This is a genomic window from Methylomonas koyamae, assembly GCF_019669905.1.
Taxonomy (GTDB): Bacteria; Pseudomonadota; Gammaproteobacteria; order Methylococcales; family Methylomonadaceae; genus Methylomonas; species Methylomonas koyamae.
Map to the genome: position 1 here is coordinate 2,713,475 of NZ_AP019777.1, position 24,301 is coordinate 2,737,775.

Here is a 24,301-nt window from a genome sequence, read left to right on the forward strand (position 1 = left end):
TGAGAGTGTCCTGAATTTTGTGTAAACGGGATTTAATTATCGATTAGGCATCCTGTCTTCAAACTGAATGCTAAACCGATTCAAAGCGGCTTTCCAGTCATGTAAAGGCATGGTCCATTTTTTACTGATATTCATCAGTGCCAAATAGAACAATTTTGACAAGGCTTCATCACTGGGAAATGAGCCGCGATTTTTGGTGATTTTTCGCAGACTCATATTCAAGGACTCGATGGCATTGGTGGTGTAGATGATGCGACGTATCTCCGGCGGATAGTCGAAAAAGGGAATGATTCGATCCCAATTCCGCCGCCAAATTTGGGCAATCGGTGGATAGGCCTCGTTCCACTGCGTCTCGAACTCAGCCAGTCGTTGCTCTGCTTCAACGACGCTGGCTGATTGGTATATTCGCTTGAGATCGCCGGCGATCTGTTTGCGCATTTTCCAACTGACATAGTTCAGGCTGTTGCGGACTAGGTGGACGATACACAGTTGGACGGCGGCGTGTGGATAGACGGTTTCAATCGCTTCCGGGAAGCCTTTCAAACCGTCGACACAGGCAATGAAGATGTCTTGCACGCCGCGATTCTTCAGGTCTGTCACGACCTGTAACCAGAACTTGGCGCCTTCGGTTTGGGCGATCCACAAGCCCAGCACTTCCTTCTCTCCTTGCAGGTTAATCCCTATGGCCAGATAAACGGCCTTGACACGAACAGCACCGGTATCGCGCACTTTGACGTGGATACAATCGAGATAAACGATGGGGTAAACCGGATCAAGCGGCCGCAATTGCCAGGCTTTCACTTCCTCCATCACGGCGTCCGTCACTGAGGAAATCAATCTAGACGACACTTCAGTGCCATACAGTTCTTCCAGATGGCTCTGGATTTCCCTGACCGTCAGACCTCGGGCATAGAGCGAAATGATCTTGTCGTCAAAGCCCGTCCAACGGGATTGGTGTTTGCCAATGATTTGCGGCTCGAATTGTCCATGCCGATCACGGGGAACCTCAATCGGCAATACGCCAAAGTCGCCTTTCAGGGTTTTCCGGCTCTTGCCATTGCGGGTGTTACCGGTGGCGTTGCAGACTGACTCATGCTTGGCATGGCCTAAATGTTCAGTCATTTCGGCTTCTAAGGCCCGCTCGACCAAGGCCTTGGTGAGTTGTTTTAGCAGGCCATTTTCGCCCAGCAGGTCTTCAGGTTTTTGATAGCCCGACAATAAGGTATCAATTAGGTCGGTTGGGATGGCTTTTGGTAAGGTCATAGTTACTCCTCAAAGTAAGGGCAGTTTCCTGCCTAATGACCGTTTACACAAAAATTCTTACACCCTCAGTATTCAAAGAAGCAGGTGATATGCTGAAACTGACAATCAACACCCACTCGATGCGTAAAAGTCGCGGGATGGCAATGTACAAAGACGGGGTGCCATTGCAAAAGTGCTCAATCATTCAAACACGACATCTACTTTGCGTTATCTTGGTATCACGAAAGAAGAAGTGCTGAAAACGTATGATGACTATGAGCTCTGATCTGATTGTTTCATCAATTCTAAGCTGATCCCCACCATCAAAAACGGACAGTTCAAGAAGCGAGTGATTGATAAAACTGGGTTTCAAATTCAACCGGACTTAAAAAGCCATTGGTTGAGTGCAGTCTAACGGGATTGTAATCCGTTTCGATATATTCAAATACGGCCTGCCGCATGGATTCACGGGTAGAAAATCGTTCACCGTGAATAGCCTCAACCTTGAGCGAGTGGAAGAAGCTCTCGGCGCAGGCATTTTCGTAACAATTGCCCTTGGCACTCATGCTTCCCAATAATTCGTGCTGTTGTAACAATTGTCGGTAAGCGTGCGAACAATATTGGCTACCGCGGTCCGAATGAACCATCACGTTTTTGGGGCGTTTACGCCTGAAAATCGCCATCCGTAGTGCATGACAAGCCAGATCAGCCGTCATCCGTTCGCTCATGGACCAACCCACGACTTGTCGGGAAAACAGGTCAATGATGACAGCGAGATACAGCCAACCTTCGTCAGTCCACAAATAGGTAATGTCGCCCGCCCATTTCTGATTCGGTGCACTCGCTGAAAAGTCTTGCTGTAGCAGGTTATCGAACAGCGGCAGATTATGCTTGCTGTTGGTTGTAGCCTTAAGTTTTCGGGCGGCCTTGGCCACGAGACCTTGGCGTTTCAGACTGGCGGCGATGGTTTTCAGATCGTACGGCTGACCATTTTCATTAGGCATTTTCCGCTGCAGTCTTTCTGCGCCATAACATTGCTTGTATTTATAAAACAAGAACTTGACCTGCTTATCCAGGGCCTCACGTCGCTGAAGCCGGTGACTGGGCTTTCGTAGCAACCACGCGTAATAACCGCTGTGGGATACGTTAAAACAATGGCACATGCCTGCCAGGGAATAATCAACTCGATGCTTTTTCATGAAGTCGTACCTCGCTTGAGTTGCTGAGAGAAGTACGTCGCCGCATTTTTTAAGATCGCCAACTCCTCGGCTTGCTGAGCCAGTTGGCGTTTTAAGCGGGCATTTTCTATGGCCAGGCCGGACTCTCGTTCACTGACGCTTTGGGCGTGTTCGGACTGTTTGCGCCAGGTATAAAATTGGGATTCATGTAATCCCAACTGCTTGGCCGCCTTGGCAACGCCAATCTGCGTCGCCAGTTTCAGGCTTTCTTGTTTGTATTCGGCGCTATGCCTTGTGTAACTGCTTTTGCTGCCTGTCGATTTCGTGTTCATGCAAGTACCTCTCTTCGGTTGAGAATACTCGCTTTTCAAAATGTCCACTATTCGTGGTGGGGATCACTAAACGTGTCACTACTTTTGGTGTATGCCCCTGTATTTTGTTGCATTTCGTTGGACAATAAAAAACCCGCTAAGCCAGGCGGGCTTGCAGGTTTTTGGATTTCTTTGGTCTACCCTGGAAGAGTAGGTGGTACGAGGGTCGGTATCGAATTCTTCATAAGCATATGATTTACAAAGCCTCTATTTTCAATTTGTTCAAATTGACACGAAAATTGACACGATTTCAAATCATGTACCGTTTTCGCGGCCTAAAATACCAAAAAATAAACCGGCCACAAATTGTGGCCGGTTGAAGTTTTCCCTATCCAAACTGCCAAAGAACTTGAAGGCCAGCCAAAGCCACCTGGCAAACTGCAGGCAACTTAGCAAAGCCTTGCGATAAAAAGTGCCCTTGCCTTAAGAGAGCTCCTCATGCCGTGTGCTGTCAGCATAAGGTTTATCTGTGCAGCCACAGAAAGGCGGGGGGCCGCCACACGTTGATTTACTTCGGTCTCCGGTACGTGCGGCGGGGTGGTGTTGGCCTAATCCATTCCCTTAATTTAACTAGCTCCGAGTTTCGAACAATAGAAGCGTGCCTTGTTTAGCTTTTGCTAATTTCCCTTCACCCATTAAGGCCGCTATTACCCGTCTGCTCGATTCCTCGCTTGCTCAGATTAATTGAGACAATTCACGAGTATTGATCGTCAATAAAGTCCCGGCCTTGTGGGGTTGCCCAATCGATCCTTTGAGGAGGTTCAAGATAGACGTCAACTGTCGTCGGGGTGTGTTCAAAATGGCAACCTCACTAAGGTACCTACTTTCTTGAATTGAGTTGAGTTGTGGCTAACCATTTGGGCAATAACTCGGTGCAGTTCGATTTGCCTATCGGGTGGCGCGCCGTCGATCAACCGCCGCAGAGCGGCTTTGTTGATAACCCCGACTTTGGCCGGCGCTGCCAAGGTAACCCTTGTTGCTGGCTGATTGCATTCGGTGAGCAGGTATTCGAGCCCAATAACACTCCCTGGCAACTTAGGTACTACCAGTTGCCTATCTTCGTCATAGGCTTGACCTTGCAGCGCCAACCCCTCGAGCAGGTAAAACAGGTCGGGGGATTTGGCTAGATCATGTGTTAACTCACAGTTCACCTGTTCGGTGACTTTCAACGCGGGTTTGACTAACGTCAAAAATCTTTCAGGCAGCAAAGGGCCTCCTAAATCGTGTAATTTAAGTGGCTTCGAGTGTGCTGCCTCGAAGATAAACAAATTCTAATATTTGGCACAAGCAGTCGACTACATGGGTTGTCTCCGAACCCCAGCCCGCTTTGTGTTGGTGAACAGCTTACCGGCTTTTTCGACCCCGTAAAGTGCCGTCGTAGGGTCCGACCCGGTCAGCCCCGGCCATACTTCTCGTGACAGGGCGTCCAGCGTGGGAGGTAGTTCCCAAACGCAAAAATTTCCAATTTCAGAACCGCAACGATTCTCGACCCGCAGTGGCCGGCAAAGCCAACGAACTTGCCGACCCCTTACGCCGAGTACTTAATCCTCTTTTACCGATTCGCAAAACGCAACCGCCTGCATCCAACGCCGGAACCCGACGCATGTGAATCTACTAGCAAACTTGCTGTACAGGCTCATCAGTTGCCTTCGGTAAGTGTGCCAATATTCCGCTCCCCGCCTGGTTTGGTGGTCGGGCAAGGATTCCAATTTTTCGTTGGCCGCACCATAAATCCCGAAAATGTCTTCCAACGTGTCCAGGCATTGAGCCGAATTAATCAGAAGCACGTTGTCGGGTGCGTTTGAAAATCGGCTAATTTCGTCGATCAGGTCATTTATGAAGTCATCTGCTGGGTTCGTCATAGTTAAGCCCCTCCATGGGCTCGATTGAAAAATTGCCGGCATCCGAGCCAGCTATGGTTTGGTCTTGGCGACATTCCGCCGCTTTTATCTCGATAATCTGGCCGCCGTCTTCCTCGGCTTTCTTCATTTTGACCGGTCGCGGCGTCAACCACCTCAGCACGAAGTGTGCTGCTTGCACCCTGCTTTCCATCAAAGGGCTATGCAGCTGTGTTTCCAGTACGGATACCGCCTTCCGCACAAGTTCGGGCAAAGCCTCCGCTAACGCTGCTTCGGACTCGGCTCGTAACCTTTCAAGTTCCTCCCGCCCTGCCGCGGACCTCTGTAGCCGCGAAATGGTCGCTGGACAGTACCCAACTTCCCGGGCGGCCTGTGCGGGAGGCAGTCCCTCCGCCAACTTTTGAAGGACTCGCCGTTGTCTTGGCGATAATTCTTTGATTTTTAATGACATACAACAATTTCCTTTTGCTGTTTCGAGAAAAAAGTGGAGGATGTGGAGCAATGGAGGCGAAATCACCTCTATAGGCTTACAAAATCCCTCGTAAAACTCAGTAATCACGTATCCTCCACTCCTCCACATCTTCCACCGCTTACCTAGGCCTTCGGAGGTAATTTCCGTCAGATCGTCTAAGAACCTCAAAACCTTTCTCACTGAGTTTTTGCGTAAAACGTATCTGGGAGAAAGCCTTGTGCCCCTGGTCCGCCGCCCATAGGCTGTATTGCTTGTACATAACCGAAGATTTGACGGGATCGAATGGCGGCGGATAGTCATTTAGAAATCGGCCAATCGTGTCCGACTCCTGGCGGTATTCCGCCGTTGCTTGGGCCACGCATTCCGGTATCACCAAGCCGTTAGTTCGCCAATCCTGATACCCCGCAACCATCCAGTTCAGAATTCCCGGCGCCTCAGCTTTCAATTTTTCGAACAACCTTCGATCAGGGTTGGCGACTTCGGCCCGGCAAGGTATCAGCAACAATCGCCTCCATATTCCATTATCCGTTCCCGAGACCCTTGGTTTACTGTTGGTTGCCAAGTTCAGCTTGAACTTCGGACGATATGTCACAAATTCCTCAAACAATTTACGGCAAACAACCTCGTCACCCCCGGTAAGCGATTTTACACGCCCCTCGGCTAGCGCTTGACCCTCGTCTGACTCAATCGCAGAGACGAAACGGCCCCCTTGTAGCATGGCCACATCATTGGTTTGGTCAGAGCGGCGCTGCAGCAAAGTATCCGCAGGTGTGGTTGTGGCGAAGTCGCCTAGCGCGAACTTGGTGATTTCGATCAAAATTGATTTGCCGTTTTGACCGTGACCAAAAAACACCGCCATCCGTTGCTCCGTCGTCCGGCCCGAGCAACAATACCCCAACCATTGCTGGACAAAGCGCTCCAATTCCTTATCCCCGCAGCAAAACTCTGTCAAAAATTTCTGAAATGTTGGGCATTCGGCTTCGGGGTCAAAAGCTACTGAACTTTTTCTCGTCCAAAAGCTGTTCCTGTCATGTGTCATCAGTCGTCCAGTTCTTAAGTTGAGCTGGCCATTTGCCACACACAAAAGTTCATCGTCGCTGTCGGTGGCGTTCGGGTCGAACTCCCTTAACTGGTATATGGCAAGTGTGGTAATGTCGTCCAGAGCTCTCCGGGTTTCAAGTTTTTTGGCGAGTTTGTAAAGCTTGTCGCGGCGCTGGGCATCTCGTTCATCTGTTATTTCCGATAATATCTGCCTCCCAACCTCCCGAACCGCATTGAGTAAAGCCGCCTTGTGGTGGTCGATTTTCCAAATGCCTGCCCCGGCATCGTAGGCCCATACAATTGGCCGCCGCGCCTGGCGCTGCACTCGGAAATTGTCTCCGCCGACTCCTTCGACAAATCGCCGAGCCGCTTCGGCTTCGCTGGTCCCGTGGCGAGTTTCGGCCTCCCGTCGCTGATAAGTCGCCGTCAGGCTTTCCAGTGCTTTATGTATGGTCGAATCTCGGTAGTCCGCCCTCTCGGCCCATTTGAGCCGGAACAACGCTGATTCCCTGAAAATCCGGTCGATTTGCTCTTCATCCTGGGTATAGAATCCTAACATGGAGCATAAGCGCAAATCGTCCGAGCTGTGGTCACCCGTGGTGCCGTTGTCAAACAATTGCAAAAACTCCCCACCCTTCCGAGAATTTCTCGCAAGCTGAATCACCTCTTCGTCGGACAACTCCGGCGAACTCTGCACAACCTCCGCCGAGCGCCTTGCAACTTCCGGCCTCTGCAGAAATTCGGCAAAGAACCAACTTAAAGCCTCCGTACAATCCGGGACTGTGTCCACGACTTGAATGGCGTTTCCCGTGATACTTAAGAAATGCAGACCTTTGCTACCTCTCCCATAGGCCTCAAATGTGTGGAATTCGCCGTGGCCTTTCCCGAAATGGGGCATGGTTCCCTTGCAAATTATCCGAAGCCCCAAGCCGCTTGGGGAGCGCTCTAAATAAGCTCCAGCGTCTTGGAAGCGTCGAACAATTTCACCGGCTTTGCCTGGAATATCGCCGGTATCTGGGTTGATACACCGGTCCAGGTCGATACCTAAGAATTCATCGTAGCCGAACGCATAGTTTAGGCCCTCGAACTGGCCCGAATTGACGCCAGCCAAAGCTTCGCCGAAGGTTACAAATGTCTCGGGGTCGTTGATTGCGGCATGCCGGCCCGTTCTCGGATCGTAGGGGGCACTTTGTGCGGCTTGCCGCCGGCAGGGCTTGCCTTTGCCTTCCAGCAAACCCAGCGCCGTTGCTCCCGCAATTGCTGCGGGATATTTTCTGCTACAATTTTCATTGAAATTCCCTTTCAAATCATACGTTTGTCGCCCCGGCCTTGGGGCGGTTCTCTTACGCTGCCTGGAGTGCTGCAAGCCAGGCTTGGACATCCTCCTCCCTCCAGGCAACGCTTCGGGCCGACAGTTTGACCGGCTTGGGAAATGTACCCGCCTTAATTCGGGCGTATAGGGTGGATTTTGGCAGCGCTGTTGTTTCCAAAACTTCTGGCAGTCTCAGCAATTTGATTTTTTCCATAAAAATGATCTCCTTAATGACTTGTGGAACCTCCACAGGTCTATTGTGCCGACAATTTCATGGTGGGCCTAGTGCGGATGGAGGGTTTTTAGGTAATGCGGAAACCCTCCAACTTTAGAGTTAGCCTATTTTCCGAAATGGGACTATCGTTGCCCCTGTCTTCAAACCGTCCAGGTAGTCCGCCCAGCTTTGCATCATCCGCCGTCGTTCGTCCAAATATTGCGCCCTGTTATAGGCGGCGCGGACTTGATCCCTGGGCATGTGGCACAGTTGCCGCTCAATCGCGTCCGGCGACCACCCTTGTTCGTTGAGCAAGGTCGACGCCGTAGTTCTGAAACCGTGGGCGCTCATCACGTCCTTTTCGTAGCCTAACGACTTCAGCGAGGTGCGGACGGTGCCGTCCGACATCGGCCGGCCATCGCCTCGGCTGGACGGAAAAACGTACTGACCGGCACCGGTCAATGGTTTGATGGATTCCAGTATCTCCACTGCCTGACGCGACAGTGGAACGATGTGTTTCACCTCGGTTTTAGTGACGAAGTAACGCCATTCTCTGGCCGCAAGATCAACGTCTTTCCATTCCATCTGCCGAATTTCGCCAGGCCGCTGGAACAAGTAAGGCGACAACCTTAGCGCGGTCTGCACAACAAATGTACCTTGATAGTTGCCAATATCCCGTAATAGTTGGCCGACTTCCTTTGGATCAGTAATTGCGGCATTGTGAGTCACTTTCTGGGCGGGAATCTGTGCCCCTACGGCTTGCGCCGGATCGTAATCGGTGAACCCATGCGCGATAGCGTAGGCAAAAGCGGCGCTAATGTCAGAACGCACCCGGTGGGCGGTTTCCAGTTGGTTTTTGATGATCAGCGGCCGTACGATCGCGAAAACGTCCGGCGACTTCACGGCAACAATCGGCATTCGGCCGATCACGGGGAACACGTAAAGCTCAAACCGGCGAAATTTCTTTTGCTGGGTTATATCGCGCACAGTGTGTGCTGTATCGGCCAACCATTGTCGACATACATACTCAAAACTATCAACAACAGGTAAGCCGGCCTCGATCAACTTTTCGTTAGTTGATGCCTGTTTCTTGGCTTTTTTTACCTGTGCTTTTGTTTCGGCAGGGTCAACGCCCTTAGCAACTGATTCCCTTGCCTCTCGCGCCTTTTCTCTGGCGGTTTCAAGCGTCACCGCGGGGTAAACCCTGATAGACAATTTTTTTCGCTTACTCTCAAACGTATAGACGAAATACCAGCGCTTATGGTTTTGAGTCGTGATTTGTAGATATAGCCCACCGCCGTCGTTAATCATGCGGTTTTTGCTTTCAGCCTTAGCTGAACGATAGACAGTATCCTTATTAAGATTTATCGCCATTGCTTTACCCCTCCGTGGGTGTGTCAACTTGTGTGTCAATATTATTGGCACACTTCGAATTGCTACGATATTTGCCACGCTTTTGCGTGTATGTCCTTAGCACTCCTTGTACATTGTCGGACAATAAAAAACCCGCTAAGCCAGACGGCTTGCAGGTTTTTAGATTTCTTTGGACTACCCTAAAAGAGTAGATGGTACCGAGGGTCGGAATCGAACCGACACTCCCTCGCGGGAACCGGATTTTGAATCCGGCGCGTCTACCAGTTTCACCACCCCGGCAAAGAAGTTGTCATTATACTGAAATTTTCAGCAATAGCAAATGATTTTTTATTATGCCTCAAGCGTCACTGCGGCTCTGAGCTTCTTCATCGCATTTTGTTCCAGCTGGCGGATGCGCTCAGCGGAGACCTGGTAACGGTCGGCAAGTTCGTGCAAAGTCGCTTTTTCTTCGACCAACCAGCGGCTGGACAAGATATCCCGGCTCCTTTCGTCCAATCCGGCCATTGCATCCATCAACAACGCCTCCTTGCGGCCTTCCCAATCGCTAGCTTCGAGCATTAAAGCCGGATCCGCACCGTGTTGCTCAAGGTATGCAATCGGCGCCTGAACCTGGTCCTCGCCGTCGTCGCCGGTAGGCTCCAATCCCACGTCTCGCCCATCCAAACGCCGCTCCATCTCATAGACGGTTTTGACGTCTACATCCAGATTTTGGGCAATCGCTTCAGCGTCTTCCCGCGTCAGATAGCTCAGTTCTTTTTTGAATTTACGTAAATTGAAAAACAACTTACGTTGCGCTTTGGTTGTCGCCACCTTGACGATACGCCAGTTACGGATTACGAATTCGTGGATTTCGGCTTTAATCCAATGCACCGCGAACGACACCAAGCGCACGCCCATATCGGGGTCGAATCTTTTGACTGCCTTCATCAAACCGATATTCCCTTCCTGAACGATATCCGCCATCGGCAAACCGTATCCCGAATATCCTCGCGCCACGTGCACGACAAATCTCAGGTTGGACATCACCAGCTCGCGGGCGGCTTCCAAATCGCCGCGATCGCGGTAACGCAACGCGAGATCCTGTTCCTGCTCGGCGCTGAGCTTGGGCATCTGCGCAATCAAACTTAAATATGAATCAAACGTCCCAACCGATAAATTGATAGGTAAAGCCAAGCTGTTACTCATATCACCCTCGACTCTTCTGAAAAATTAGACATGGCTGAATTCTAGCACTCGTTATCTAAGAGTGCTAATAATTTAACAAGTTCATTACAGATCAAACAATTAAGCTGCTTTTCCGCCTTTTATCCCGGCTTTCATCCGCCTTTACGGGTTCGCAGCAAACTCGTTAAAATGGAAGGCCGCCCGCTTTACCGGCGTTCTCGCAAAAAATCTAAAACTTCAGCCCCTAACCGAACATGTCCGCCAACGATAACAGCACCGCCGCGCCTAATTTCATTCGCCATATTATTGCCGCCGATTTGGCATCCAACAAAAACAACGGCAAGGTTGCCACCCGCTTCCCCCCGGAACCCAACGGCTATTTGCATATCGGCCATGCCAAATCGATCTGTCTGAATTTCACGCTGGCTTTGGAAAACAACGGAACCTGCAACCTGCGCTTCGACGATACCAATCCGGAAAAGGAAAGTATCGAATATATGGAATCGATCGAGCGCGATGTCGCTTGGCTGGGCTTCAAATGGGCCGGCAAATTTCATGCCTCGGATTATTTCGAACAGCTCTACGACTATGCGGTGCAACTGATCAAACAAGGCGACGCTTACGTAGACAGCTCCAACGCGGAACAAATGCGCCAGGACCGCGGCACGCTAACCCAGCCCGGCAAAGAAAGCCGGGACCGGAACCGTAGCGTCGATGAAAATCTGGATTTGTTCCAGCGCATGCGCGCCGGCGAATTCGCCGACGGCCAATATGTCTTGCGCGCCAAAATCGACATGGCCTCGCCTAACATTAATATGCGCGACCCGGTGATTTACCGCATCCGCCGGGTTCACCACCACCGCACTGGCGACGCTTGGTGCATCTATCCGATGTACGACTACACCCATTGCTTGTCGGACATGCTGGAAGGCATCACCCATTCGATCTGCACGCTGGAATTCGAGGACCATCGGCCGCTGTACGACTGGGTATTGGACAAATTGAACACACCCTGCCACCCGCAGCAAATCGAATTTGCCCGCCTGCAATTGGAATACACCATTGTCAGCAAGCGTAAACTGCTGCAATTGGTTACCGAAAAACACGTTTCCGGCTGGGACGATCCGCGGATGCCGACCATTTCCGGCCTGCGCCGCGCCGGCTTCACTCCGGAAGCGATTCGGGATTTCTGCGAACGGATCGGCGTAACCAAAAACGATTCCTGGATCGAAATGGGCGTACTGGAAAACTGTATCCGCGAAGACTTGAACGAACGAGCACCGCGCGCCATGGCGGTGTTGCGGCCATTGAAAGTCACCATCAGCAATTGGGAAGACGGCAAAACCGAAACCTATCAGATTGCCAACCATCCGCAAAAACCGGAAATGGGTAGCCGCGAAGTACCATTCGGCAAAGTCATTTTGATTGAACAAGACGACTTCATGGAAAACCCACCCAAAGACTTTAAACGTCTGGTACCGGGCGGCGAAGTCCGCTTGCGCGGCTCCTATGTGATCAAATGCGACGAGGTAATCAAAGACAGTTCCGGCAACGTTGTCGAACTGGTCTGCAGCTACGACCCGGCAACCTTGGGCAAAAACCCGGAAGGCCGGAAAGTCAAAGGCGTGATCCATTGGGTATCGGAGGCACATTCCATCCCGGCAGAACTGCGTTTATACGACCGCCTGTTTAGCCATCCCAATCCGGACACGTTGGATAATTTCCTGGACGGTATCAATCCCAACTCGCTGGAAATTCTCAGTGACTGCCGACTGGAAGCCAGCTTGGCCAATCCGCTACCGGACACGCGTTACCAATTCGAACGTACCGGCTATTTTTACCCAGATTACGTCGATAGCCAGCCCGAAAAGCTGGTATTCAATCGCACCGTCACTTTACGCGATAGCTGGGGAAAATAAGGAATTGCCGATGTCGGACCGGTTGCAAGGTTTAATTCAACATTTGGCGCAAACCACCGGCCATACGTTGAAACAATCTCGCCTGACGAGTCTCGGCGGCGGCGACATCAATTCCGCTTACCGACTGCAGAGCCAGGGTATCGACTGGTTTATCAAAGTTAACCGAGCGGAATTGGCCGACATGTTTGCCGCCGAAACCGCCGGCTTAACCGAATTGGCCGCCATCGGCGCAGTTCGCGTCCCGAATGTGGTCTGCCACGGCCAGCATCAGCATCACGCTTATTTGGTTTTGGAGCACATCGAACTGCGCTCCTTGTCCTTCGATGCCACCGCGCTATTCGGCGAACAACTTGCCTGCATGCACCGCCAACCGCAAGCTTATTTCGGTTGGAAAATCGACAACACCATAGGCTCAACCCCGCAATACAATCCGCGTTATCGTGATTGGGTGGAGTTTTGGCGCGACCAACGCCTAGGCAAACAATTGCAACTTGCCGCCGAGAACGGCTATTGCGGCACTTTGCAAAACCAGGGCGAACAATTATTGGATCGCCTGGACGATCTGTTCAGCGACTATCGGCCCTACCCTTCCATGTTGCATGGCGATTTATGGGGCGGAAACGCTGCGGCCGATAGTCTGGGAAAGCCGGTGATGTTCGACCCGGCCTGCTACTACGGCGACCGCGAAGCGGACATCGCCATGACCGAATTGTTCGGCGGTTTCGGCCGGGAATTTTATGCGGCCTACCAAGCGCACTACGGGCTGGATGCGGGTTACCCAGTCCGTAAGACCTTATACAACCTTTACCACATACTGAATCATCTAAATCTGTTCGGCTCCAGCTACCTAAACCAAGCTACCCGGATGCTAGGCCAACTACTCGCAGAATTGAAATAATCCGCACGCCCGATCCGCTCCAAATAGATTCCGAACAGCGGCCGAGCCAATTTGACAGGCATACCCTGGCAAAAGCTATGAGCCATGGCGAAAGCGAAAATCCAAAATTTACTTGCTGGTGAACTCAGAATGGTCAATACCCTGAGCGGATAAGCCATATAGATAAAAGATAAGAACTTTGCAGAAAAAAGACCATTTACTCGTGAAAAATAAATGGTGCCGAGGAGAGGACTTGAACCTCCACGGGGTTACCCCCACTAGCACCTGAAGCTAGCGCGTCTACCAATTTCACCACCTCGGCTGAGTCAAGTGAAGCCGCCATTGTATAGATCACTGACATACCTGTCAACAGTTGCGTGAAAAACGAATTGCCTCATCCAGCAAGCGCTCGCCAAAGCGTTTGCTTCAATCAAATCGCTTGGCATCCGCCGGCAACTTGGCGAACAGCGGATGCTTGGCGATACCGTATCGGTCAGGATAATACACCGCGGCCAGATGCAGGCCATGTGGCGGCGCCGTCATTGCCGCCCGAGTGCGGTCCCTGGCAGCCAACAATTCCGCCGTCCACTCCTCTGGCTGTTTGCCGCTACCGATTTCGATCAATACGCCGGCAATATTGCGCACCATGTGATGCAAAAAGGCATTGGCACATAACTCGATCACGACTTTCTCGCCGTCGCGGTAAACGTCGATGAAATACATTAATCGGTTCGGACTGACCGACTGGCAACTTTGGGCGCGAAACGAGGAAAAGTCGTGCTCGCCCAGCAAATGCTGCGCAGCCCGGTGCATACTCCGCTCGTCCAGCGGCAGATAGCACCAGGTCGCTTGGTTGCGCAGCAAGGCCGATTTTGTCGGCCGATTTAGAATCACATAACGGTAAGCGCGCGCAATGGCGCTGTATCTGGCGTGAAAATCGGCAACCGCTGGCTGCGCCCAAGTAATCCGAATATCGTCCGGCAAATGGCTGTTGCCCCCCATCAGCCAGCCGCGCAGATCGCGCTGTACCGGACTGTCGAAATGCACGACCTGCTCCAGTGCGTGCACACCGGCATCGGTGCGGCCGGCGCACAATACGTTGATCGGTGCGCAAGCGATCTTGCTCAACGCCCGCTCCAATTCGCCTTGTACGGTGCGCTTGCCTTGCTGCCATTGCCAACCGGCGTAGGCGCTGCCGTCGTATTCGACGCCCAAAACGATGCGATTCATACAGACAGAAAGCTGAGATCGACAGGCACGGTTTGGTGTATTAAATTGCCCGTCATATCTTGGGTACGAGGATTAGACATGGATGCACACCCGGCAACCGACCGGCACCGCATCGAATAAGGCGATCACGTCGGCGTTGGCCATCCGGATGCAACCATGCGACTCGGGTTGTCCGTTGATCAATTCGTCCGGCGTGCCGTGGATATAAATATAGCGCCAGGTGGTATCGACCTCGCCGTAACGGTTCTTGCCCGGCTCCAAACCACCCAGCCACAGAATCCGGCTCAGAATCCAATCGCGCTGCGGATATTGTCTAGACAAATCCGAACTGTAAATCTCGCCGGTCGGGCGCCGAGCCTTGAACACACTGTTGATCGGCAAACCGGCACCGATTTTGGCGCGAATCCGGTGCCAACCGGTCGGCGTGCAGTAACTGCCCTTTCTTTCGCCGGGACCGTTTTTGGCGGTCGATACCTGGTAATCGGCAATCAGCTCGCCGGCTTGCACCAAGCGCAAGCGCTGTTCGGCAATCGAGACGTCGATCAAACACGCCTCCGGCGCATGCCCTCCGCCCGGAACGTTACCCTGGTTCCGGCCCAAGCCGGTGGCACCGGTCGAAACCGTCATTTCACGAACAACGCAATCGATTCGACGTGAGCGGTCTGCGGGAACATGTCCATCACGCCGGCCTTGACTAGTTTGTAGCCAAGTTCGTTGACCAAAATACCGGCATCTCGAGCTAGCGTCGACGGATTGCAGGACACGTAGACGATACGCTCCGGCTGCCAGTGCTTGAAATTGTGCAACACCTCTGCCGCGCCGGCGCGGGAGGGATCGAGCAAAACCTTGCTGAACTTCTGCTTGCTCCAAGGCTGATCCTTAACGTCCTTGCTCAAATCGGCGACGTGAAATTCCACGTTTTGCAGATTGTTCAGTCGGGCGTTTTCCCGGGCGTGGTTAACCAGCGGCAAATCGCCCTCCACCCCGACCACATGGCCGGCGAGGGTCGCCAGCGGCAGGGTAAAATTTCCCAAGCCGCAGAATAAATCCAACACCCGGTCGTCGCGGTTTAACTCCAGTGCGGCCAGCGCGCGCGTCACCATTTTTTGGTTAATTTCGTAGTTGACCTGGGTAAACATCGCCGGACGAAAATTGAATTTGACGCCCTGCTCGACCAACGAATAGCTCGGCATAACCTCGGCGGCGCCGTCCAACGGCACGATGCTGTCCGGGCCTTTGGGTTGCAGGCAAATCGTCACGCCCAACTTGGCGGCGTATTCGCGCAAGCGCTGCTTGTCCGCCTCGGTCGGCGGTTCCAGTACCCGAACCGCCAATATGCATTCGTTATCGCCGATCGCCACTTCAATTTGCGGAATTTTGTCTTTAATCGTCAGGCCGGCGATCATTTCGCCCAAGGCCAGCAGATTCTCGCCGACCAGCGGATGCATGACCTTGCAGCTATCGATTTCCGCCAAAAACGGATTACGCCGCTCGCGAAAGCCGACCAATACCCTGCCCTTCTTCGCCACCCATTTCACGCCCATCCGGGCTTTGCGCCGATAGCCCCAATGCGGACCGGTCAGCGCCTCCCAGATTTGCGGTATTTCCACTTTACCGATGCGGCGGAACTGGTCGCGCAACAGTTCTTCTTTGAAATGGATTTGCTCGGCATCGTCGACATGCTGAAAACTACAACCACCGCAACTGCCGAAATGCCGGCAAGCCGGTTCTACCCGGTGCGGATTTCGATCGTGCAATTCGACGACCTTGCCCTCGGCGTAATCGCGGCGGCTGTCGGTGTAGACGAAATCCAACGTTTCGCCGGGCAAGGCTTCGTCGATGAACACCACTTTGCCGTTGACGTGGCTGACGCCGCGGCCGTCGTGGGATAAAGATTCGATGGTTACCGTAACGGGTTCGAGCGGGAGTTTTTTCTTGTGGGCCATTATCAATAGAACGTAGGCGGGCTAGCTCGACAGAGCGTACCCGGCATGACAGGATTCGAATGCAACCGATGCGTTACAAGCGGTTGTTCAGGTTGGAAACACGCCGGTCGACAAATAGCGGTCGCCGCGGTCGCAGACGATGGTGACGATCACGCCATTTTCGACTTGCTCGGCCAATTTCAACGCGGCGAACACGGCGCCGCCGGACGAGACGCCGGCAAAGATACCTTCAACGGCGGCCAGACTGCGCGTGGTGTTTTCCGCATCCAATTGCTCGACTTCGATGATCCGGTCCACCCGGTCGGCGTCGTAGATTTTCGGCAGGTATTCCTTGGGCCAACGGCGAATGCCGGGTATTTTCGATTCCCCTGCCGGCTGCACGCCGACGATTTGAATCGCCGGATTTTGCTCTTTTAAATACCTCGAGGTACCCATAATCGTACCGGTAGTCCCCATCGAGCTGACGAAATGAGTCACTTTGCCTTCGGTGTCGCGCCAGATTTCCGGGCCGGTGCCTTCGTAATGCGCGCGCGGGTTATCCGGATTGGCAAATTGGTCCAAGATTCGGCCTTCGCCGCGCGCCTCCATGGCCCGCGCCAAGTCAATCGCACCTTCCATGCTTTGCTTGGCCGGCGTCAAAATGATTTCAGCGCCATAGGCTTTCATCGACGCGATCCGTTCCGCACTCATGTTGTCGGGCATGATCAAGATCATTTTATAGCCCTTGATCGCCGCGGCCATCGCCAAGGCGATACCGGTATTGCCGCTGGTCGCTTCGATCAGGCGGTCGCCGGGTTTGATCTCGCCGCGGGCTTCAGCGTGCTTGATCATGCTGACCGCCGGCCTATCCTTGACCGAACCGGCCGGATTATTGCCTTCCAACTTCAATAAAACGGTGTTGCCGCCGGCCACCGGCAAACGCTGCAGGCGCACCAATGGCGTATTTCCGACAAAAGATTCAATGGTTGGAAAGTTCATGAATAGCATCCGATTTGCGTAATCGCGGCGATTATAGCAAGTTCGAGGCCTGGGGCGCCGCTGTAACCCAAGCCTAAAAGTTTTCCTTTATAATCGAGCCACCCCAATCCAACCCGCAGCAGACATGGAATCCATCGACTTGACCAGCCCCGAACTTTACCTGAACCGCGAACACAGCCTGCTGGAATTCAACGTCCGGGTGCTGGCGCAGGCGTTGGACGAACGGCTGCCGCTGCTGGAGCGCCTGAATTACTTATGCATATCCTGTTCCAACCTCGACGAGTTCTACGAAGTGCGCGTCGCCAGCTTGTTGCAAATGGCGGAAATGGACCCCAATCTGGTCAGCGCCGACGGCCTGACCATCAACGAACAGTTCGAGAGAATTTCGCAGAAAGCCCACGAACTGGTCGCCGAACAGTACCGGGTACTGAACGAAATCCTGATCCCCAAGCTGGAGAGCGAAAACATCCGCTTCCTGCGCCGCGACCGCTGGTCGCCGTCGCAAAAAGCCTGGCTGGAAAAATACTTCAACGAGGAATTGCTGCCGATTCTGACGCCGGTGGGTTTGGATTCGGCCCACCCGTTTCCGCGCATCCTGAACAAGAGTTTGAATTTTCTCATCTCGTTGACCGGAAAGGACGCGTTCGGCCGTAACAGCGGCCGCGCCGTGCTGCAGGCGCCGCGGGCGCTGCCGCGCATCATTCAATTGCCGGTCAACGAAACCGACAGCGGCCCGCACGATTTCGTGTTTCTGTCGTCTATCATCCACGCCTTCGTCAACGACCTGTTCAACGGCATGACGGTCAAAGGCTGCTACCAATTCCGCGTCACCCGCAACAGCGATTTTTTCGTCGACGACGACGCCATCGACGATTTGCTGTTGGCGGTCGAAGGCGAGCTGGCGATGCGCAACTACGGCGACGAGGTCAGGTTGGAAATCGACGCCAACTGTCCGGAAGAAACCACCAGCTTTCTATTAGCCCGCTTCGACCTGACCCAGGAGCGGCTGTTTCTAGCCAACGGCCCGGTCAATTTAAGCCGGATGCAAGCCATCTATAGCATGGTCGAACGGGCCGATTTAAAATTCCCGCCGTTCAAACCCAGCGTACCGTCGGCTCTCGGCCGCAACAAAGACTTCTTCGCCAGCATACGTAAACAGGACATCCTGCTACACCACCCCTACGAATCGTTTTCGCCGGTGGTGGACTTCATCAAGCAGGCCGCGGCCGATCCCGATGTGTTGGCGATCAAGCAAACGCTGTACCGGACCGGCGTAGATTCGCCCATCGTTGCCGCGCTGATCAAAGCCGCCCGTGCCGGTAAGGAAGTCACGGTCGTAATCGAATTGCGCGCCCGCTTCGACGAGAAGGACAACATCGGCCTGGCCGCCAAATTGCAGGAAGCTGCCGCCCACGTGGTGTACGGCGTAGTCGGTTATAAGACCCACGCCAAAATGTGCATGGTGCTGCGTAAGGAGGGCAACACCTTGCGCAATTACGTCCATCTCGGCACCGGCAACTACCACCCGCGCACGGCCAGGCTGTATACCGATTACGGCTTGTTCACCTGCGAAAAGGAACTAGCCGAGGACGTGCGGCGGGTATTCATGCAATTGACCAGTTTGGGTAAGGTCAGCAAACTGAATAAATTGCTGCAATCGCCGTTTACGCTGCATCACGGCTTGCTGAAAATGGTGGAAAGAGAGATCGAGCAAGCCAAGAAGGGTAAAGCCGCAAAGATCGTCATCAAGGTCAATGCAGTGGTCGAGGAGCAGGCGATCCAGGCCCTCTACCGCGCCTCCCAGGCCGGCGTCGAGATCAAATTAATCGTGCGCGGCGTTTGCTGCCTGCGGCCGGGTGTACCGGGGGTTTCCGAGAATATCGAAGTCCGCTCCATCGTCGGCCGCTTCCTGGAACATACTCGGGTTTATGCCTTCTACAACGGCGGTGACTGGGCCGTGTTTGCCTCCAGCGCGGACCTGATGAACCGCAACCTGTTCCGCCGCGTCGAAGTCTGCTTCCCCATCGCCGACAAGAAAATCGCCGAACGCATACTCGGCGACCTGGACGGTTATTTGAAGGACAACACCCAGGCCTGGCGGCTCGGCTCCGACGGCCAATACCAAAGGGTGCATGACGAGCAGCATCCGCCCTACCAAGTACAAGCCGAGCTACTGAAACATTTTTGTGCCTGAGGCCGCACCATGAGCAAACCGGTAACCCGCCAAGTCGTCCTCGATACCGAAACCACCGGTATCAATCCGAAAGAAGGCCATAAAGTCATCGAAATCGGCTGCGTCGAATTGGTCAACCGCCGGCTGACCCGCAACCATTTCCACGTCTACCTGAATCCGGACCGGGAGATCGACGCCGGGGCGATCGAGGTGCACGGCATCACCAACGAATTCCTGCGCGACAAACCGCGCTTCGCCGACGTGGTCGACGATTTCATGGCATTTACCGCCGGTGCCGAACTGATCATCCATAACGCGCCGTTCGACGTCGGCTTCTTGAATCACGAACTGTCGCTGCTGCCGCGAGAAACCCGCACTGTGGAAAGCAACAGCAGCGTATTCGACACGCTGGCTTACGCCCGCAAAAAACACCCTGGCGCCCGTAATAGTCTGGACGCGTTGTGCAAACGTTACGGCATCGACAACAGCCACCGGGAATTGCACGGCGCGTTGCTCGATGCCGAGATTCTGGCCGACGTCTATTTACTAATGACCGGCGGCCAAGCCTCGTTGCTGGACGAGGGCGACCAGCAGGACGGCGGCTTAGAACGCGCCATCGTCAGACTGCCGGCGGAACGGCCGCGGTTGAAGGTCATTTCCTGTAGCGACGACGAATTGGCGGCGCATCGGCAACGTTTAGCTAAAATTGGTAAAGCCAGCGGCGGACTCTGCCTGTGGCAAGAATAAAACCGGCGGCGTTTAGCGCGGGTCGCGGCCCGGCTCGACCAGACCGGCGACGGATTTGGCCGACATTGCCGGTACGCTGATGTCGCTTAACGCGGCTTTATCCAGCGTTTGCAAAAATTGCTCGATGGCCCTGCCCAGCAAACCGGTCAAGCCGCAGCCATACTCCAAAGGGCATAGCCCTTGTTTCTTCGGGTTGAAGCACTCGGCCATTTGAAACCGGCCTTCGACTTCGCGGACCACGCTGCCGATACTGATTTCCCGACCGGGCCGGGACAAGCGGATGCCGCCGCCTTTGCCGCGTACGGTCTGGATAAAACCCTTTACCCCCAGCTTGTGCACGACTTTGACCAGATGGTTGCGGGAAATACCGAAGAAATCGGCCAGCTCGGTAATCGTTACCAATTTTTCGTTATTGACGTTCAGATATATCAGTACGCGCAGCGCGTAATCGGTATGGGCAGTCAGTTGCATGTTCAGTCCTCGTTAAAGCTGCATTTGAAATAAATGTTAATGGCGCTTACACTTGCCGTAAAGCTGCATTTAAAAAACACCTTAAAAACTGACCCAGCGGTGGCAACCGATGTTGATCGAACCCGTGGCCTTATCCGATTTTTTTCTGAGTTTTTTCACCGCGGCATCGATCATTTTGCTCGCCACGCTATACGCGGCGCTATTCGCTTGGGGCAAGGCCAGCGGCCGCCGCTCACTCGGGATCGCCGCTTGGCTCTGTTACCTCGCATTACTGGTTTGCGTCGCAATATTTAGCTACGTCAACCATTTCAGCGGCTATTGGCTGGCGCTTTCGCTGCTGATGGCGCTGGGTTACGGCTGGATGCCGCGCTTCATCTGGCGATTGTGCGCTGCGACGCACCAGCCGGACCACCACCACCCTCACCAACCTGGAGGTCACCATGAGTGAACAAATTCCAGCCCGCTGGGCGTCGGAAACTTTCTGGAAGAAAACCGCAATCTGGGTCACCGGCGGCTCATTTGTACTGCTAGTGATATTAACCTTCGACTCTTTGGCGAAAATTTCCGCCGGCGGCCCGCGGGTACCGGCTTTCAGCGTGATCAATAAAGAGGTCGGTTACCGTTTCGATAAAACCAAACAACGCTACCAGCCGGTGATCGGCGACGACGCTCCGCTATTCGGCAAGACCTTAAGCGAAGAGGAAGCGGAAAAACTGGTCGATCTGGGTAAGAAAACCGTGCAGGCCAAAAATTGCATGAATTGCCACACGCTGCTCGGCAACGGCGCCTATTATGCGCCGGATCTGACCAAGGCCTGGCTGGACCAAGGCTGGATCGCCAAAGAATCGCGCGAACAGATGATGCTAAATTTCTTGCTCGATCCGGAAAAGAACGCCCGGACGTTCGGTTCCAACCGCAAGATGCCGAACCTGGAGATCACCCCGCAAGAAGCCGAAGGCATCGTCGCTTTCCTGAAATGGATGGCATCCATCGATACCAACGGTTTCCCGCACAATTTCAGAGCACTCGGCGCAGAGGAATAAGCCCATGTCAGCGACAACCTATCAAGATAAAGCCGCCGCCTGCTGGACCGGCTGCAAACAATCCTACGCCGCGTTCCAGGCCAACCCGCACTTAACCGGCGGCCAGAAGCTGGCGGTACACTATTTCACCGTCGCGCTGGTGTTGTTCATGGCGCAATTGCTGTTCGGACTGCTGGCCGGCCTGCAATTTCTATTTCCGAGCTTTTTGTACGAAATCCTGGATTTCAACGTCAACCGCATGGTGCATATCAACGCCATGGTGGTGTGGATGCTGTACGGCTTCATCGGCTCGGTGTACTGGTTTCTGGAAGACGAAAGCGGCGTCCAGATCGTCGGCCTGAAGTGGGGGCAATTGGCATTCTGGGTGCTGACCGGCGCCGTCACGTTAGTGGTTTTGGTCTACCTGTTCATCCAGTTCGGCGCCGGCAACGACACCTCGCTGTGGCTGATCAACGAAGGCCGCGAATACATCGAAGCGCCGCGCTGGGCCGACATCGGCATCGTGGTTGTGGTGTTGACCTTCTTTTATAACGTCGCCGCTACCTTCGCCAAAGGCCAATGGTCCGGCATCGCCGGCGTACTGGTGCTGGACTTGGTGGCCTTGGCCGGTTTGTATCTGGCCGGCATGTTTTACGTCACCAATATCTCGGTCGACCAATACTGGTGGTGGTGGGTCATCCATCTGTGGGTGGAAGCCACCTGGGAAGTCTTGGTCGGCTGCATCATGGCCTGGAGTTTAATGAAACTGCTCGGCGTGCGCCGCCAGATCGTGCAAACCTGGCTGTATATTGAAGTGGCGCTGATGTTCGGCTCCGGCATCCTGGGCTTGGGCCACCATTATTTCTGGATCGGCACGCCGGAATATTGGTTCAGCATCGGCGGTTTCTTCTCGGCGTTGGAACCGATCCCGCTGGTGGCGATGGTGGTGCATTCGGTCTACGACTCCGGCGTCCACCGCTTCAAAAATAGCAACCACCCTGCCCTGGCCTGGATCATCGCCCATACCTTCGGCAACTTTCTCGGCGCGGGCGTTTGGGGTTTCATGCATACCCTGCCGCAAATCAATTTGTACACCCACGGCACGCAATGGTCGGCCTCGCACGGCCATCTGGCCTTCTTCGGCGCCTACGCCACCATCAACATCGCCTTCTTTTATTTGGCGGCGCAACAAGCGCGCGGCAATGTCTGGATGGGCGGCGACCTGGCCAACGGTTGGCGCTGGAAAGCCGCGGCGATTTTATTGAATGTCGGCGTCTTGGGCATGACCGTAGCCTTGCTGATCGCCGGCTACGAGCAATCCTTCATCGAGCGTGCCGTCGAAGGCTCGACCTGGGCCGGCTACTTCGCCGCGCAAAACCACCCCTGGTTTATGCAAGCCATGGTCTGGCGCATGGTATTCGGCTTGATGACCGCGGCAGGCGGTGGCTTGCTGTTCTGGGATTTGCTGGACATCGGCAAAGGCGAACAACGGCCCGCCGCCGTGATCGCCAACGCAACCGAATAATCGATTAGCGATCCAACCGGGCAAGCGCAGGCAGGCTTGCCCGGTGTTCTGCCATCGGCACCATCGCTGGCGTTAGGCAACCCACCGCTCCGATTCGATTTCCCCAGCTCTGGCCGATATCTTGCTTGCAATCCTCTACCCATCCGCTCCTGGTCCGCTGCTGCTGGACAAATTCTATCCCACAAGCCATGCGCCGTTGTCGGGGATAGCGGCCTCTCCCGCTGGAAACCCTCGGTTCTGCATACCATTCGCCGGCATTTTCATCTCAAAAAGTGTGACTGCCTGACATTATTTTGCCGAATCCGTTTGTCGGTTCGCGTAAATCTCTTCGATACTGTGCCGTCCAGCGCTTGCGTTCGGACAACTAAAACAACGATAACGAGAACATTCATGGCACTGCTAACTCCACGCACTTACCGGTCAGCCTTTGCGGCCGCATTGATTTTCAGTACTGCGGCGACGGCTTCTTTCGTCAACACCTCGCCGTTGATCGCGAGTTCGCGCAGCTCGCGTAATGTCGACAACGGCTATGCCGGCCTGAAATGGACCTTGGGAGAAAGCTTCATACCGGAACTGGTGGTCGGGTTTCGCCATGCCAACGTCGGCTCGAACGGCGAGACCTACGGCGGCGACATTTCATTTTCGTTTCGCGTCTGGGGCGGACTGCAACCCGGCCAGATCCGCTTGAAATATTTTAACGGCGCCGATTATTTGCAGGGCGAAGTCGGCGGCGGCTACGACTTCAAAAACGGCTTCTTCGTCGGTCTCGGCGGCAAAGCCCCATTTTCCAGCGTCGGCTTGGATTACCAATTTAGCGGCCCGGTGCCGTTGGTACCCTATTTCATGCTGGATTCTATCGGCCAATACCGCAAGCCGGCGGTCAATTTCAGAATCACCTGTCCGTTACCAGGCCAACATTACAATCCGGTAACCGGACTCTGCGGCGGAATCATCTAAATTTCGAGCGGCCGACGCCTTGCGCGCCGCCGCCGTTAAATTTTTCGCCGATTCAGCGGATGGCTGTTAAACGCCTTGTCTCCTGCCGCCAATGCTCGCGAACAGCTCCGATCCTATTGGTATTGGTCGGCGCCCCACTTTGCGGGGATATTTACTTAACCGGGTTTACCCAAAACTCAGGACGCCCCCGTAACGTCGGCGCCGACCACCATTAATACTCTGCTTGAAA

At 53.9% G+C, this 24,301-nt stretch carries 22 protein-coding genes and 2 tRNA genes; 8 read left to right on the forward strand and 16 right to left on the reverse strand.

The genetic code is table 11. The features are described from left to right. Positions 1-36: 36 nt before the first annotated feature. The 10 genes from MKFW12EY_RS12210 to rpoH all read right to left on the reverse strand — a co-directional run bounded on the left by MKFW12EY_RS12210 (position 37) and on the right by rpoH (position 10,248). A complete protein-coding gene (locus MKFW12EY_RS12210; protein ID WP_221053079.1) occupies positions 37-1,263 on the reverse strand; it encodes an IS256 family transposase in 1,227 nt (408 codons plus the stop codon). Between the two features lie 317 nt (positions 1,264-1,580). Beyond that, positions 1,581-2,752, reverse strand: a protein-coding gene (locus MKFW12EY_RS12215; protein ID WP_425334028.1) for an IS3 family transposase whose coding sequence is annotated in 2 segments (ribosomal slippage) — positions 1,581-2,482 and positions 2,482-2,752 — 1,173 coding nt in all. Because the reading frame shifts where the segments join, the coding sequence is not laid out codon by codon here. 833 nt (positions 2,753-3,585) lie between these two features. Next, complete coding sequence (locus tag MKFW12EY_RS12220; protein WP_221053080.1) at positions 3,586-3,981, reverse strand: cyclic nucleotide-binding domain-containing protein; 396 nt, start codon at positions 3,979-3,981, stop codon at positions 3,586-3,588. 351 nt (positions 3,982-4,332) lie between these two features. Beyond that, positions 4,333-4,653 carry a hypothetical protein gene (locus tag MKFW12EY_RS12225; protein WP_054760533.1) on the reverse strand — a complete coding sequence of 107 codons (321 nt, stop codon included), beginning with the start codon at positions 4,651-4,653 and terminating at the stop codon, positions 4,333-4,335. Next, the gene (locus tag MKFW12EY_RS12230; RefSeq protein ID WP_172680256.1) at positions 4,634-5,209 is read right to left on the reverse strand and encodes a helix-turn-helix domain-containing protein; all 576 of its coding nucleotides are present in this window, start codon (positions 5,207-5,209) and stop codon (positions 4,634-4,636) included. Before MKFW12EY_RS12230 ends, MKFW12EY_RS12225 begins: the two co-directional genes overlap by 20 nt. A 31-nt stretch (positions 5,210-5,240) precedes the next feature. Continuing rightward, the gene (locus tag MKFW12EY_RS12235) at positions 5,241-7,469 is read right to left on the reverse strand and encodes a phage/plasmid primase, P4 family (protein ID WP_172680257.1); all 2,229 of its coding nucleotides are present in this window, start codon (positions 7,467-7,469) and stop codon (positions 5,241-5,243) included. A 37-nt stretch (positions 7,470-7,506) separates the two neighbouring features. Then, positions 7,507-7,689 (reverse strand): helix-turn-helix transcriptional regulator, encoded by a 183-nt coding sequence (locus MKFW12EY_RS12240; RefSeq protein WP_221053082.1) that lies wholly within the window; start codon positions 7,687-7,689, stop codon positions 7,507-7,509. Between the two features lie 120 nt (positions 7,690-7,809). Then, entirely contained in the window at positions 7,810-9,063 is a 1,254-nt protein-coding gene (locus MKFW12EY_RS12245) for a tyrosine-type recombinase/integrase (RefSeq protein WP_221053083.1), read from the reverse strand. A gap of 192 nt (positions 9,064-9,255) precedes the next feature. Next, positions 9,256-9,342: transfer RNA gene (locus MKFW12EY_RS12250), tRNA-Leu, on the reverse strand. A gap of 51 nt (positions 9,343-9,393) precedes the next feature. Then, complete coding sequence (rpoH, locus tag MKFW12EY_RS12255; protein WP_054760542.1) at positions 9,394-10,248, reverse strand: RNA polymerase sigma factor RpoH; 855 nt, start codon at positions 10,246-10,248, stop codon at positions 9,394-9,396. 233 nt (positions 10,249-10,481) lie between these two features. Here rpoH and MKFW12EY_RS12260 point away from each other — a divergent pair, with 233 nt between their 5' ends. Together MKFW12EY_RS12260 and MKFW12EY_RS12265 are read left to right on the forward strand one after the other, a co-directional pair. After that, a complete protein-coding gene (locus MKFW12EY_RS12260; RefSeq protein ID WP_221053084.1) occupies positions 10,482-12,146 on the forward strand; it encodes a glutamine--tRNA ligase/YqeY domain fusion protein in 1,665 nt (554 codons plus the stop codon). A gap of 10 nt (positions 12,147-12,156) precedes the next feature. Further along, a complete protein-coding gene (locus tag MKFW12EY_RS12265) occupies positions 12,157-13,044 on the forward strand; it encodes a fructosamine kinase family protein (protein WP_221053085.1) in 888 nt (295 codons plus the stop codon). Between the two features lie 214 nt (positions 13,045-13,258). Here the strand turns inward: MKFW12EY_RS12265 and MKFW12EY_RS12270 are convergent. From MKFW12EY_RS12270 to cysM, 5 genes are all read right to left on the reverse strand, one after another. Beyond that, a tRNA-Leu gene (locus tag MKFW12EY_RS12270) sits at positions 13,259-13,345 on the reverse strand. Between the two features lie 104 nt (positions 13,346-13,449). Further along, the gene (gene truA, locus MKFW12EY_RS12275; RefSeq protein ID WP_054760544.1) at positions 13,450-14,253 is read right to left on the reverse strand and encodes a tRNA pseudouridine(38-40) synthase TruA; all 804 of its coding nucleotides are present in this window, start codon (positions 14,251-14,253) and stop codon (positions 13,450-13,452) included. 72 nt (positions 14,254-14,325) lie between these two features. Next, positions 14,326-14,880 (reverse strand): L,D-transpeptidase, encoded by a 555-nt coding sequence (locus MKFW12EY_RS12280; protein ID WP_082409739.1) that lies wholly within the window; start codon positions 14,878-14,880, stop codon positions 14,326-14,328. Continuing rightward, positions 14,877-16,199, reverse strand: coding sequence for a 23S rRNA (uracil(1939)-C(5))-methyltransferase RlmD (rlmD, locus tag MKFW12EY_RS12285; protein WP_054760561.1), 1,323 nt, complete (start codon positions 16,197-16,199; stop codon positions 14,877-14,879). Before rlmD ends, MKFW12EY_RS12280 begins: the two co-directional genes overlap by 4 nt. Positions 16,200-16,286: 87 nt before the next feature. Continuing rightward, positions 16,287-17,177, reverse strand: coding sequence for a cysteine synthase CysM (gene cysM / locus MKFW12EY_RS12290; protein WP_054760546.1), 891 nt, complete (start codon positions 17,175-17,177; stop codon positions 16,287-16,289). 124 nt (positions 17,178-17,301) lie between these two features. Here cysM and ppk1 point away from each other — a divergent pair, with 124 nt between their 5' ends. Further along, positions 17,302-19,371 carry a polyphosphate kinase 1 gene (ppk1, locus tag MKFW12EY_RS12295; protein WP_221053086.1) on the forward strand — a complete coding sequence of 690 codons (2,070 nt, stop codon included), beginning with the start codon at positions 17,302-17,304 and terminating at the stop codon, positions 19,369-19,371. 9 nt (positions 19,372-19,380) lie between these two features. After that, on the forward strand, positions 19,381-20,097 hold the full coding sequence (dnaQ, locus tag MKFW12EY_RS12300; RefSeq protein ID WP_221053087.1) for a DNA polymerase III subunit epsilon: 717 nt from the start codon (positions 19,381-19,383) through the stop codon (positions 20,095-20,097). Between the two features lie 12 nt (positions 20,098-20,109). On the opposite strand, the gene MKFW12EY_RS12305 is transcribed toward dnaQ, so the two are convergent. Continuing rightward, on the reverse strand, positions 20,110-20,568 hold the full coding sequence (locus MKFW12EY_RS12305) for an Rrf2 family transcriptional regulator (RefSeq protein WP_054760548.1): 459 nt from the start codon (positions 20,566-20,568) through the stop codon (positions 20,110-20,112). Positions 20,569-20,677: 109 nt separating this feature from the next. On the opposite strand from MKFW12EY_RS12305, the gene MKFW12EY_RS12310 reads away from it, so the two are divergent. The 4 genes from MKFW12EY_RS12310 to MKFW12EY_RS12325 all read left to right on the forward strand — a co-directional run bounded on the left by MKFW12EY_RS12310 (position 20,678) and on the right by MKFW12EY_RS12325 (position 24,072). Continuing rightward, positions 20,678-21,016: a hypothetical protein gene (locus tag MKFW12EY_RS12310; RefSeq protein WP_082409740.1), complete on the forward strand. Its 339-nt coding sequence runs from the start codon at positions 20,678-20,680 to the stop codon at positions 21,014-21,016. Beyond that, positions 21,009-21,611, forward strand: coding sequence for a c-type cytochrome (locus MKFW12EY_RS12315; protein WP_221053088.1), 603 nt, complete (start codon positions 21,009-21,011; stop codon positions 21,609-21,611). Before MKFW12EY_RS12310 ends, MKFW12EY_RS12315 begins: the two co-directional genes overlap by 8 nt. Before the next feature lie 4 nt (positions 21,612-21,615). After that, the gene (locus tag MKFW12EY_RS12320) at positions 21,616-23,115 is read left to right on the forward strand and encodes a cbb3-type cytochrome c oxidase subunit I (RefSeq protein WP_221053089.1); all 1,500 of its coding nucleotides are present in this window, start codon (positions 21,616-21,618) and stop codon (positions 23,113-23,115) included. A gap of 390 nt (positions 23,116-23,505) precedes the next feature. Then, on the forward strand, positions 23,506-24,072 hold the full coding sequence (locus MKFW12EY_RS12325) for a hypothetical protein (RefSeq protein WP_157199284.1): 567 nt from the start codon (positions 23,506-23,508) through the stop codon (positions 24,070-24,072). Positions 24,073-24,301 lie beyond the last annotated feature (229 nt).